Source organism: Marinobacter sp. X15-166B, assembly GCF_001752365.1.
Taxonomy (GTDB): Bacteria; Pseudomonadota; Gammaproteobacteria; order Pseudomonadales; family Oleiphilaceae; genus Marinobacter.
Genome location: NZ_MEIY01000001.1, coordinates 1,105,049 through 1,116,900, shown reverse-complemented (window position 1 = coordinate 1,116,900; position 11,852 = coordinate 1,105,049). Strand labels below are relative to the sequence as shown.

The following is an 11,852-nucleotide window of genomic DNA, read 5'->3' as shown; positions in this document are numbered from 1 at the left end:
GGCACCGAGGGGCGCCCGTCACTCGGGACTGTTTAGCCCAGCAGGTGTTCCACCGCCGCGCGTTCTTCCCGCAGTTCCTGTTCGGTGGCGTTCATGCGCTCACGGCTGAAATCGCTGACTTCCAGGTCTTGCACGATCTCGTACTTGCCGCCTTTGCAGATGACCGGGTAGGAGTACATGATGCCCGGCTCCACGCCGTAGCTGCCATCGGCAGGGATACCCATACTCACGATGCCATCGCTGCCCAGGGCCCAGTCACGCATGTGATCGATGGCCGCCGATGCCGCTGACGCCGCCGAAGAGGCCCCGCGCGCCTTGATCACTGCCGCGCCGCGTTGCTGCACGGTAGGGATAAAGTCGTTCTCGTACCACTCACGATCGACCAGATCCAGGGCCGGCTGCCCGGCGACCTTGCAGTGGGCCAGATCCGGGTATTGGGTGGCGCTGTGGTTGCCCCAGACGATCATGGACTCCACGTCGGTGGAGTGCTTGCCGGTCTTGTCGGCCAGCTGAGACTTGGCCCGGTTGTGGTCCAGACGCATCATTGCAGTGAACTGCTTCGGATCCAAATCGGGGGCGTTGCAGGAAGCGATCAATGCGTTGGTGTTGGCCGGGTTGCCCACCACCAGTACCTTGATGTCGGGGCTGGCGTTGTCGTTAATGGCTTTACCCTGGGCGGAGAAGATGGCGGCGTTGGCCTCGAGCAGATCCTTGCGCTCCATGCCGGGTCCGCGCGGACGCGCACCAACCAGCAGCGCATAGTCGGCATCCTTGAAGGCCACATTGGCATCGTCACTGATTACGATGTCTTGCAGTAGCGGGAAGGCGCAGTCTTTCAGTTCCATTACCACGCCCTTCAGCGCTTCCATGGCCGGGGTGATTTCCAGCAGCTGGAGAATGACCGGCTGATCTTTGCCGAGCATATCGCCCGCAGCGATGCGAAACGCCAGGGAATAGCTGATTTGGCCGGCGGCGCCGGTAATGGTAATGCGCACGGGGTCTTTCATCGTAGCTCCTTAGGTTGTCATTATGAAGGCGAAGCCGGCATCCGGGTTGCCAAAAGGGTTGAGCCGGCCTTGCATGCAACTCAGGTATGATAAACCAGCTTGGACTTAGACCATATCATTAATTGCTGGCACTCCCCAGTAGCAGTGGTTCCCCGCCATCAGCACCCGTTCTGTCATGAATTCCCGGCAGCAAGACACGGCCCGATCATTGGTAATGCTCAGTCACACGTGCCAAAATTCAGCACCCCGAATCAGGCCGCCGGGAGCGCCGGAGGGCGGGGGAATCGCAATACATTCGATCGACAGAGACAGGGTCAAGCAGCATGGCAGATCAGATCAGAGTAGCAATTGCCGGTTATGGTAATTTGGGGCGGGGCGTGGAAGCCGCGCTGGCACAAAATCCGGACATGCAGCTGGTGGGTGTATTCAGCCGGCGCGACCCGGGCAGCGTGACTCTGCTCGACAACAAGGTGCCTGTGTACGCCATGGCGGATATTGAACAGCACCAGGACAAGGTGGATGTGATGATCCTGTGTGGCGGCTCGAAATCCGATTTGCCGGAGCAGGGGCCCTATCTGGCGCAGTTTTTCAATACCGTCGACAGTTTTGACACCCACTCCAGAGTCAATGAATACCATGCGGCGCTGGATGAGTCGGCGCAAAAGTCCGGAAAGGTGGCGCTTTTGTCGGTGGGTTGGGATCCCGGTCTGTTTTCCCTGAATCGCCTGTTTGGCGAGACCATTTTGCCGGAAGGAGAAACCTACACTTTCTGGGGTAAGGGCCTGAGCCAGGGCCACTCGGATGCGGTGCGCCGTGTGGCCGGTGTTAAAAAGGGCGTTCAATACACACTGCCCTCGGAAGAGGCGATCCAGCGGGTGCGCAACGGTGAACAGCCCGAACTGACCACCCGTGAAAAGCATGTGCGCGAGTGTTATATCGTGTTGGAAGACGGCGCCGATGCAGACACGGTGCGCACCAGCATCGTGACCATGCCGGACTATTTTGAGCCCTTCGATACCAGGGTGCATTTCATCGATGAGGCGACTTTCGACGCCGAACACAGCGCCATGCCCCATGGCGGATTTGTGATTCGCAGTGGGGCAACCGGAGCACAAAGCAAGCAGACCATCGAGTACTCGCTGGCGCTGGGCAGTAACCCCGAGTTCACCGCCAGTGTACTGGTTGCCTACACCCGTGCGGTCCACAAACTGGCCCGTGCCGGGGAGCGCGGCGCAAAAACGGTATTTGATATTGCCCCGGGTCTGTTGTCTCCCAAAGAGCCCGCGCAATTGCGGAAAGAATTGCTCTGACCGAAGAGGCAAGCGTTTGCCCCGCGCTATGAAGAATACACCCGGGTTCGGTCAGAGCTGCTGGCCGATCCCGGGTCTGGAAGTCAGGTTATAAGCTCGCCAACACCGCCTCTGCTTTGCTGACTTCGAACTGTTTCGGGGCTTCCACATTGAGCTGGGTGACTATGCCGTTGTCAACGACCATCGCGTATCGCTTTGAACGAACTCCACCGAATCCGGCGGTGTCCATGTCCAGCCCCAGCGCTTTGGTAAAGCTGGCATCGCCATCCGCTAACATCATGATGGCGGAAGCATTCTGCGCTTCGCCCCATGCATTCATGACAAACGCATCGTTTACCGATACGCAGGCAATAATATCAATGCCTTTTGCCTTGAACTGGTCCGCCAGAACGACGTAACCTGGCAGATGGGCGTGGGAACAGGTTGGCGTAAATGCGCCGGGAACCGCAAACACAATCGCCTTTTTATCAGCAAACAATTCATTGGTCTGATGGTTCACCATGCCGTCGCTCGTCAATTGGCTCAAGCTGGCGGCGGGTAGTGGTTGGCCTTGTTTGATCATCGCTGTTTTCCATATTGAATGAGTAGGCTACAGTCTAGACTCAAAGATTGGATATAACGAACAGACTCTCCCCGTCATCGGAGCATGCGATGAAGTTTCCCCTGGTTACAACGGACTGGTTAGCCGGCAACCTGAACAAGGACAACCTTGTGATTCTTGACGCCAGCATGGTAAGTGTTGTTGGCAAGGAACCCTTGGTGTATGACCCGCCAGTTTTTATTCCCAACAGCAAAAAGCTGGATCTGGAACACGCATTGTGTGACCGCCAGTCCGCGATGATTCATGCGTTTCCCACCGAAGAACAATTCACCGCGGAAGCGCAGAGGCTGGGAATAAATACAGACAGCACCGTTATCATCTATGACAATCAGGGTGTCTATTCGGCGCCGAGAGCCTGGTGGATCTTTCAGACCATGGGCCACGCCAACAGCTACGTGTTGGATGGTGGCTTACCGCAATGGCTTGCCGAAAACAGGGCAACCGTCTCCGGTCTGTCGCAACAGCCGTGTACGCCCGGCAACCTCAAAGGCGTGTTTCACGCCGACAGGGTTTGCGACTCGGGGTATCTTGTGGACAAGATGGCGGCCAACCGGGTACGGGTGGTCGATGCACGCTCGGCAGCGCGTTTTAACGGCACGGCGCCAGAGCCAAGAGCCGGGGTGCGCAGCGGGCATATCCCGGGCTCGCTGAACATGCCATTTGCGCAGGTGCTGGATGGGGACCGCTTCAAGAAACCGGCGCAACTGAGGGCGCTATTTTCACAGGCACTGCCTGCGGAGCACCAGCAGGCGGTTTTTTCCTGTGGCTCGGGTATTACCGCCTGCATTATTTTAATGGCGGCGGTTATTGCCGGTCGCACCAACTGCGTGCTCTACGATGGGTCGTGGGCAGACTGGGGCAGCAATACGGCACTTCCCCTGGGCTAAGCCGGCCAACCCGGTGCCCGTCCCTTACAGAAAAGGTGTGTCTAAACGAATGATGATTGCAACGGCGACCCTGCCAGAGGCCAGCGTAACTTGTGCGAGTTGCGAGGCTTGCTGCTGTCGCCTGGAAGTGATGCTGATCACCGATACGGGTGTTCCGGAGCGGTTTATTGAGACCGACCAGTGGGGGGGCCGAACCATGGCGCGCTCGGACGACGGCTGGTGTGCCGCATTGGATCGTAACACCATGGCCTGCTCGATCTACGAGCAACGGCCGCTGATCTGCCGGGAATTTGAAATGGGCGGCTACGAATGTCTCGCCGAGCGCGCCGCCCATGACCTATAACGGCTGCGTTACGACAGGTTCGCCTTGAAGAATGCCGTCATCCGCTTCCAGGAATCCTGTGCGTACTCTTCGTTGTACACTTCTTTGCGGGTGTTGTTGAAGAACGCGTGTTCCGCGCCGGGGTAGATGTGCATTTCGACGTCTTTGCCGGCCGTTTTCAGGTCTGCCTCGAGCTTATGGGCCGTTTCCACCGGGACGGAGCGATCGTTTTCTGCAAAAAAGCCCAGTACCGGGGCGTTCAGAGCAGCCAGATCCGGGTGAACATCGGGATGGACCCCGTAGTAGTTAACGCAGGCGCCGACCTTGTCATTGGCACACGCGGTATAGAGTGACAGCTGCCCGCCCATACAGAATCCAACCGTACCTACCTTGTTGCCGGTGGACGCCTCGAGTCCGAGCAGGTAGTCGATGGCGCCACGCAGATCCTGTTCGGTGCGATCGATGTTCAGCGCCATCATCATCCGGCCTGCCTCATCCGGGCTGGATGCGGCTTTGCCATGGTAAAGGTCGGGCGCCAGGGCCACAAACCCTGCTTCGGCAAACCGGTCGCAGACTTCCTTGATGTGTTCGACCAGCCCCCACCATTCCTGCAGCACGATGACTGCGGGTCCACTGCCGGTCCCGGGGATGGCAAGGTACCCCTTGCTCGTTACGCCGTTACTGGCGAACTCAACCATTTTTCCTGTCATTGCATTCCCTCCCTGAGGATTGATTAACCGTGACGGTTGGCACTGACTGTTATGGTGGCAGTGCTGTTAACTATATGTTTAATAGGTTTTTTCTCGTAAGGGTCAGTGCGTTCGGCCGTCCAGTTCGGTCAGAAACGCGTGTATGCGTGCCGCGTTGGTGCCCAGGTCACTCTTGCCGAGGCGTGAGGCCGAACGCATATCTACCCGAACACCTTCAGTCGTTGGTGTCAGGCGGATCACTACGTCGTCTTTGAAACCGAACCAGGGCGTGGTTGCAGTGGCTTCAATAGTGTCGGCGGTTACCGCAGCGACCGCCCAGCCTCGCTCCCGCACCAGGGCTTCTGCCACGCTCAGTACCTGACCCATGGCCTGATCGATAACGAGGGGGCCGATCAGGGGGTAGGCCATTTGCTGCTGGCGGGCGGTTGCTGCGCCGGGGTGGTCTACTTCATTGGGTGCCGCCTCGCGCACCGCGGCCAGAGCCCTGAACACGGGAGGGCTGGTCAAGTCGGTGCTGATGTCGTGGATGGGCGGGACGCTCTGTGCGCGCTGGCTCATTTGCATGGGGACGGTGAGTGTTGCGAGCACGGCCAGACTGACCAGCGCGCCGACCAGCGCGACACGCCAGTGGCGGCCGAAGCTCGCGCTGAGCAGGGTAATCACACCGAGCACACCGGCTCCTGCGGCCAGCTGCGCACCCTGGCGCAATAACGTGAACGCGGTACCCAGGGCTACCCAGCCTTGCCGGTACGCGGGCCCGGCACCAAGCAACAGCAGGGTGGCAGTCAACAACATGAGTGCGCTCAGCCAGGCGCACCATACCGTCCAGCGTCTGGCCCGGCGCGTCAGGCGCGAGGCTGGTTGTGTGATTGGAGGCATGCCGGTGCTCCTCGTGTTCGGGGTTGTCGCCATTCGCGAAAGTGCGGAGTCCTGGATTCGTTGCGGCGGAGTGACTTGCCTAATCATAATGCTATGCTGGTCAGCCTGCACGATAAGGAGACCCAAGGAGTCAATGTCATACGAAGTTGAACCGAAAACCCTGGCTGAACTGGAGGCCATGCACACCGGTACATTGATGAACCGGCGTAAAGCGTTGCTCAGATGCCCGGAAACATCGGAACTCCCGCCAGACGAAAAAGCCGCACCCTTCGGCAAGATCCGCTTCAAGGATACCGCCGTATGGCAACAAGCCTACCGGGAGCTGAAGAGTGTACTGGACAAACGGGAACACCTGCCCAACAAGCAGGAACGTAAAGCGATGCGCCAGGCGCGGGCGAAACGACGCTAATGCCCACACCTACACCACGAACATCCTCTGCGCCGCCTGCGCAGCCAGTGCCGTAAGCGTAATTGCGACGATGGTCGGCCAGATGCAGTGTGTTATGGTCGTGGTCAGTCAGCGTCACGCAGAACGCTCGAATCGTACGGCAGAAACGTAAAGGGGTTGTTGGCAATGGAGTTAGAGCAGGTGGCATTTTCAGTGCTGGATCTGGCCTCGACAAGAGATACAGACCAAGGCCCGGCATACGCCTTGCAGCGCTCTATGGAGCTGATCCAGCACGTGGAGCAGCTGGGTTTCACCCGCTACTGGGTCGCCGAGCATCACAATATGGACGCCATCGTCAGTTCCGCCACCGCAGTGGTGATCGGGTATCTGGCGGGGGGCACTCAGCGCATTCGGGTTGGTGCCGGCGGTGTGATGCTGCCCAACCACGCCCCCATTGTCATTGCCGAGCAGTTCGGTACCCTCGAAGCGCTGTACCCCGGGCGTATCGATCTGGGTCTGGGGCGGGCGCCCGGCACCGACCCGTTAACCGCCCAGGCTCTGCGTAAGAACCTGAGTGGCAGCGTGGACGATTTTCCCGCGGACGTCGCCGAGCTGCAAGCTTTGCTGGGGCCGCGCCAACCGGGCCAGAAGATCATTGCCATGCCGGGTGTGGACAGCAATGTCCCCTTGTGGCTGCTGGGCTCCAGCCTGTTCAGTGCGCAGCTGGCGGCTCAAAAGGGGTTGCCTTATTCGTTTGCGTCCCATTTTGCGCCGCGTTTCATGATGCAGGCGATCGAGTTGTACCGCAGCCAGTTCCGTCCGTCGGCGGTGTTGGACGAGCCTTACGTGATGCTGGGGGTGCCGCTGGTGGCAGCGGACACTGACGAACAGGCGGAGTTTCTGGCCACCACTACCTATCAGCGCATCCTGGCGCTGATCCGCGGACAGAGCCTGACCATGCGGCCGCCGGTGGAGACTATGGAAGGGCTTTGGCAACCCCATGAAGAGCAAGCCGTCAGGGATTTTCTGGGGCTGGCGATGATCGGCAGCGGCGACACCGTCAAACAACAGTTGCAAACCCTGATGCAGCACACCCGTGCGGATGAGCTGATCTTCACCTGCGACCTGTACGAGCATCGGGACCGGTTGCGTTCGTTCGAAATATTGGCGTCCCTGAAGGACTGACCGGGCCAAATGGCCGCGCCCGGCGGTTACTGATCCTGAGCGACTTTGACCCGGATCCGGTTGGTGGCCACCCGGGTTTCGTGCAGCCGCGCCCGGGCCAGCTTGGCCTCTTTCACATTCGGCATTTCCACAAAGCCAAAGCCTTTGGACTTGCCGGTTACTTTGTCCAGCACCAGGGTGCACTCAGTGACCGTGCCATGGGCGGCAAACAGCTCCCGGATTTCCTGCTCGGTGGTGGAACGGGCGAGATTACGAACTAATAGTTTCATGATAGGCCATATAAGCGGGTAACCAGGGACCGATTGTTCCAGTATGGGCGCTCAAGAACAAGCGGTTTTGTGAGACAAAAAAACGACTACACGTATTGCTGACGACGATACTGTTCCGGTGTGCAGCCCGCATGGCGCTGAAACATGGTTATAAAAGCGGAGCTGCTGCTGTAGCCCAAGTCAAATGCCAGTGCTTTGATGGACTGGCCCTGCTCAAGCGCCTCAATGGCGGCAAGAAAACGCAATCGTTGGCGCCACTCGCCAAAACTCATTCCCAGCTCTTGATTAAAATGACGGGCCAGTGTGCGTTCGCTCACGAACACCTGTTTTGCCCAGGCTGCCAGAGAACGAGTGTCGCCGGGATTGGTGCGCAGTTGATCGAGAACCAGGTTGACCGCAGTACCGGAGCCATAGGGCAGATAATCGGATTCCCGAGGTGCCAGGTGTAACTGGTCCAGCAACACTTGCGTGAGGTTAAGGTCCGCTTGACTGACAGGGGTGGTCACATCGCGCTCGGCGAAATCGTTCAAAATTGCTCTGAGCACGTTATTCATGGACACCGCACAGGGACTTTCCGGCAACGCGCGACAGTCGTCCAGGCCAATATAAACCGACCGGTAGACCACCGACTCCCGGTTGTAACAGCTGTGTAACGCGTTGGGCGGAATCCACACCGCATAGTTCGGTGGCGACATGAACGGCCGGCCGTCGATCTCCAGCTGCATCACGCCACGGGCGGTAAAATTCAGCTGCCCCCAGCGGTGACGGTGGGCGGCAGCATGGGTATCAGCACCAAACTCGTCGTAGCGAAAATACACCCGTGCGGGAAGCTCACGGAGCGTCGGAATTTCAATGTAATTTTTATCCATCTTGTCCTAAACCAGCGCCATGTTGTCCGAAAATCAGTATAGCCTTCGATAGTGACAAGAGGATAATACCAGCGCTGGTTTCTCTTTTATTTTTTGAGGCTGTGTTCATGTATTACGCGTTTCCGCTACTGGCAGTGTTGTTTTGGGCGGTCAACACCGTGGTCAACAAACTGACCGTGGGGGTGATTTTTCCGGCGGAGATCGGGTTTTATCGTTGGCTGTTCGCCGCGGCTCTGCTGACGCCTGTATTGTTGCGCCCGACATTGCGCGCCTGGCCGGTGGTTAACGCACATCTGGGCAAGATTTTTGTGTTGGGCCTGCTGGGTATGGCGGTGTATCAGAGTCTGGCCTATTTTGCGGCCCCGAAAACATCCGCCACCAACATGGGCATTGTACTGGCGCTGATGCCGGTTATGTCATTGATTATGGCGATGCTGACCCTGGGGTTTCGGCTGACCATGGGGGCGGTGGTCGGATCGGTGTTTTCCTTTGTGGGGGTATTGATCGTCATCACTTCAGGGGATCTGGGTACCCTTGCCCAGCAAGGCATTAACGGCGGCGATGGTATGATGCTGGTGGCTGTGTTTGCGTACGCCGTATACAGCACCTTGCTGAAGCGGTGGCAGATCCCACTGACCGCTATGCAGTTACTGTACGCACAGGTTCTGGTCGCTGTGGTGGTGTTGTTTCCGATGTTTCTGCTGTCGCCCAAGGCAGGTCTCAACGGTGATAATCTGCCGCTGGTGTTGTACGCCTGTGTGTTTGCGTCCATCGGCGCGCCCTTGGCGTGGATGACCGGCATCAAGCACCTGGGGCCCAGCCGGACCACCGTGTTCTTCAATCTCACACCGGTGTTGACCGCGATAATTGCTGCGTTTTGGCTGAGTGAGACCCTGGGCATGCACCATTTTGCCGGCGGCGGACTGACCCTGTTTGGGGTGCTGTTGTCCGAGCGCTGGACCCGGCCGGTGCGGGGGCCAGCTCGACTGCAAGCTCCGCTTTGACGGAGCGGGTAGAGTTTCGCCAATACAAAAAACGGCGACCCCAAAGGGTCGCCACTGCAGTAAATTGCCGGGTGTTATAAACGCGCGGTTATGGGTTAATCGTTGCCAACGACCGCGATGCATTCAACTTCGGCGCGGGCACCAAATGCCAGTGCAGAAACGCCAATCGTGCTGCGCGCCGGGTAGCGGCCTTCGGAGAAGTAGGAGCGGTAAATCTCGTTCATATCCGACCACTCTGACATGTCGGTCAGCATGGCCAGGCACTTGACGACATTGTTCATGCTCAGGCCATGGGCTTCCAGGCTGGTTTTAATGTTTTCCATCACTTGCCTGGCCTCCGCTTTCATGCCGCCGGGTGCCAGTTCCAGAGTGCCCGGAATATTGCCGACCTGGCCGGATAAATACACGACATCACCGACGCGGACCGCCTCGGAGAACGGCATGGTCGTGGGCAGAATTTTTCCTGAGTTGAGGTATTCGACTTCCGTGGCGTGCAGAGCAGTGCTGATCGACAGACCCACCATGAGGAGGGCCGCCATGGTTATATTTTTTATCATTGCGTATTACTCCAATCAGTCCATGACAATTTGAAGCTAGTCCTGGTTTTATAAGTTTTTATTTTTCAAGGCAATTTACGCAACAGCCACCCTACTCAAGGTGATTGGGGGTGTCAATTATAGCGGCCATGCCGCCTGTCTATTCGACCTGGGGTTGGCTAAAATATAAACAGGTGTGTCTCAGGGGGCTGTGCCGCCCTCACGGATGGTGCTGGATGGCAAGACGTTTCAGAGCCGGTTGGGACCAAAGGGGGAACCCGCAGACATAGACGACAGACTGGTGTTTCGCGACGGTTTGTTTGTGTCCGAAGAGTGCGAGCGCCGCTGTGGTTATGCCCCGGCAAAATACTGGGTACGAGTTGAGGGCGAGCGCATTCAAATGATGGCAGAAGCGCCGTGTCTCAACGCCGACGCCGTTATTGTCTGGCGAGGAACGGTTACCGGCGACGAAATCGAAGGCACTTATACCTGGGTCAACAAGCGCTGGTACTGGACGTTCGAGAAAGAGTTCTGGTTCAAGGGCTGACTGGTGGATACGGTCACTGCAGCCAGGCAGCCCTGAGCCTCCGGTAGCCAGACAGGGAAGGATTATGCCGGTTAACAAAAAGCTGACCGGGTTATTGAAACTGGCTATTCTGGTGGCGCTGATCGTCGCCGGTAATCTGCTGACCCAAGGGTTTGTGGAAGGACTGGATATTGACATCCGGCCGTCCAACGAAGCCATGCTCCATCGCATCATTCTCACGTCGGTGGCCGCCTACGTGGTGTTGCTGGCGATTCCGTTCGTGCCCGGCATAGAGATCGGACTGGCGCTGATGATGATTTTCGGTCCCAAAATCGTGCCGCTGGTGTATGGTGCCACCTTGTTATCCCTGAGTTTGGGGTTTTTAGTCGGGCGCTATATTCCGGAGCCGGCGGTCGCCCGGTTTCTGCACGACCTGCATTTGTTCCGGGCGGCGGCATTTCTGGAAAAGTTACACGGGCTGGACAGCCGCCAGCGACTGCAGCGGATGATTCAGCAGTCGCCGCGACGGCTGGTGCCCATGCTGTTGCGGCACCGCCATCTGGCGTTGCTGGTGGCCATCAATTTTCCCGGCAACGTGGTGATCGGTGGCGGCGGCGGGCTGGCGTTGGCTGCCGGCATGAGCCATCTGTTTTCCCCCCTTCGTTTTGTACTGTTGGTGGCACTGGCGATTTCTCCCGTTCCCTTGTTGTTGCTGGTGTTCGGGGAGCGGCTAACCAGTTGGCCCATTTAGGACCCTCAAACGCATTAATAAATCACAGGCAAACTCAGGAGAGCATCATCAGGTATGACTGGCGAGCAACCGAATAACCCACTGCACGGAATTACCCTGGAAATGGTGGTGATCCGACTGAAGGAGCACTATGGCTGGGAACGGCTGGCCGGGCAGGTCAACATCAACTGCTTCAAAAGCGACCCTTCGGTAACATCGTCCCTTAAGTTTTTGCGCAGAACGGCGTGGGCCAGGGAGAAAGTCGAGAGGCTGTATCTGGCAACGTTTCTCTGAAGTATGGGGGGAGGCGCTGATCCGATGAGACCTGGTGCCTCTTTGGCGCCGGAGGAGTTTGCTTAACCCCTTATTTTGCGACAGACTCTTTAGCCGAATACCTACAGAACCATACCTTCAAGGACTGAAGATATGCGCAAGGCAACCGGATTGCAGTTCACCGCCCGTGTCGGTGAACTTCCCCTCGATGTGTTTGCTCTGGTCCGTTTTACCCTGACCGAACGGCTGTCCGCGCTGTGTCACGGCCGTCTGCAGCTGGCCAGCACCGACCCCGCCATTGCCGCCGGTGCGGTGCTGGAGCAGCCGGTGGAGCTGGTGATCTGGCAGGACGGCAA

Annotated in this window: 16 protein-coding genes and 1 pseudogene; 10 read left to right on the top strand and 7 right to left on the bottom strand. The window is 58.1% G+C overall.

Going from position 1 to position 11,852, the window contains the following annotated elements:
* Positions 1-32 precede the first annotated feature (32 nt).
* Positions 33-1,007, bottom strand: coding sequence for a malate dehydrogenase (locus tag BG841_RS05275; RefSeq protein ID WP_070056695.1), 975 nt, complete (start codon positions 1,005-1,007; stop codon positions 33-35).
* Positions 1,008-1,330: 323 nt separating this feature from the next.
* Between BG841_RS05275 and BG841_RS05270 the strand changes: the two genes are divergently transcribed.
* Positions 1,331-2,317 (top strand): diaminopimelate dehydrogenase, encoded by a 987-nt coding sequence (locus BG841_RS05270; protein WP_070056694.1) that lies wholly within the window; start codon positions 1,331-1,333, stop codon positions 2,315-2,317.
* An 88-nt stretch (positions 2,318-2,405) separates the two neighbouring features.
* Here the strand turns inward: BG841_RS05270 and BG841_RS05265 are convergent, their stop codons facing one another.
* Positions 2,406-2,879, bottom strand: a complete 474-nt coding sequence (locus tag BG841_RS05265) for a peroxiredoxin (protein WP_070056693.1) — start codon at positions 2,877-2,879, stop codon at positions 2,406-2,408.
* An 89-nt stretch (positions 2,880-2,968) separates the two neighbouring features.
* Here BG841_RS05265 and BG841_RS05260 point away from each other — a divergent pair, with 89 nt between their 5' ends.
* Together BG841_RS05260 and BG841_RS05255 are read left to right on the top strand one after the other, a co-directional pair.
* Entirely contained in the window at positions 2,969-3,805 is an 837-nt protein-coding gene (locus tag BG841_RS05260) for a sulfurtransferase (RefSeq protein WP_070056692.1), read from the top strand.
* Between the two features lie 52 nt (positions 3,806-3,857).
* Positions 3,858-4,148 carry a YkgJ family cysteine cluster protein gene (locus tag BG841_RS05255; RefSeq protein ID WP_141737139.1) on the top strand — a complete coding sequence of 97 codons (291 nt, stop codon included), beginning with the start codon at positions 3,858-3,860 and terminating at the stop codon, positions 4,146-4,148.
* An 8-nt stretch (positions 4,149-4,156) separates the two neighbouring features.
* On the opposite strand, the gene BG841_RS05250 is transcribed toward BG841_RS05255, so the two are convergent.
* Positions 4,157-4,837 (bottom strand): dienelactone hydrolase family protein, encoded by a 681-nt coding sequence (locus BG841_RS05250; protein WP_070056690.1) that lies wholly within the window; start codon positions 4,835-4,837, stop codon positions 4,157-4,159.
* 102 nt (positions 4,838-4,939) lie between these two features.
* Positions 4,940-5,716 (bottom strand): DUF1499 domain-containing protein, encoded by a 777-nt coding sequence (locus BG841_RS05245; protein ID WP_070056689.1) that lies wholly within the window; start codon positions 5,714-5,716, stop codon positions 4,940-4,942.
* 133 nt (positions 5,717-5,849) lie between these two features.
* Here BG841_RS05245 and BG841_RS05240 point away from each other — a divergent pair, with 133 nt between their 5' ends.
* Both BG841_RS05240 and BG841_RS05235 read left to right on the top strand, forming a co-directional pair.
* On the top strand, positions 5,850-6,125 hold the full coding sequence (locus BG841_RS05240) for a hypothetical protein (protein ID WP_070056688.1): 276 nt from the start codon (positions 5,850-5,852) through the stop codon (positions 6,123-6,125).
* Positions 6,126-6,290: 165 nt separating this feature from the next.
* Positions 6,291-7,289, top strand: coding sequence for an LLM class flavin-dependent oxidoreductase (locus BG841_RS05235; RefSeq protein WP_070056687.1), 999 nt, complete (start codon positions 6,291-6,293; stop codon positions 7,287-7,289).
* A gap of 26 nt (positions 7,290-7,315) precedes the next feature.
* Here BG841_RS05235 and BG841_RS05230 read toward each other — a convergent pair whose 3' ends face one another.
* Both BG841_RS05230 and BG841_RS05225 read right to left on the bottom strand, forming a co-directional pair.
* Complete coding sequence (locus BG841_RS05230; RefSeq protein WP_070056686.1) at positions 7,316-7,558, bottom strand: RNA recognition motif domain-containing protein; 243 nt, start codon at positions 7,556-7,558, stop codon at positions 7,316-7,318.
* 86 nt (positions 7,559-7,644) lie between these two features.
* Positions 7,645-8,427: an AraC family transcriptional regulator gene (locus BG841_RS05225; RefSeq protein ID WP_070056685.1), complete on the bottom strand. Its 783-nt coding sequence runs from the start codon at positions 8,425-8,427 to the stop codon at positions 7,645-7,647.
* Positions 8,428-8,534: 107 nt separating this feature from the next.
* On the opposite strand from BG841_RS05225, the gene BG841_RS05220 reads away from it, so the two are divergent.
* Positions 8,535-9,431 (top strand): DMT family transporter, encoded by an 897-nt coding sequence (locus BG841_RS05220; protein ID WP_070056684.1) that lies wholly within the window; start codon positions 8,535-8,537, stop codon positions 9,429-9,431.
* Positions 9,432-9,526: 95 nt separating this feature from the next.
* On the opposite strand, the gene BG841_RS05215 is transcribed toward BG841_RS05220, so the two are convergent.
* Entirely contained in the window at positions 9,527-9,988 is a 462-nt protein-coding gene (locus BG841_RS05215; protein ID WP_083260182.1) for a RidA family protein, read from the bottom strand.
* Between the two features lie 190 nt (positions 9,989-10,178).
* On the opposite strand from BG841_RS05215, the gene BG841_RS05210 reads away from it, so the two are divergent.
* From BG841_RS05210 to BG841_RS17030, 4 genes and pseudogenes are all read left to right on the top strand, one after another.
* The gene (locus tag BG841_RS05210) at positions 10,179-10,514 is read left to right on the top strand and encodes a hypothetical protein (RefSeq protein WP_141737059.1); all 336 of its coding nucleotides are present in this window, start codon (positions 10,179-10,181) and stop codon (positions 10,512-10,514) included.
* Between the two features lie 64 nt (positions 10,515-10,578).
* A complete protein-coding gene (locus tag BG841_RS05205) occupies positions 10,579-11,244 on the top strand; it encodes a hypothetical protein (RefSeq protein ID WP_070056682.1) in 666 nt (221 codons plus the stop codon).
* 54 nt (positions 11,245-11,298) lie between these two features.
* Positions 11,299-11,517, top strand: coding sequence for a VF530 family DNA-binding protein (locus BG841_RS05200; RefSeq protein ID WP_070056681.1), 219 nt, complete (start codon positions 11,299-11,301; stop codon positions 11,515-11,517).
* Positions 11,518-11,649: 132 nt separating this feature from the next.
* A pseudogene (locus BG841_RS17030) lies at positions 11,650-11,852 on the top strand (hypothetical protein); the annotation flags it as partial.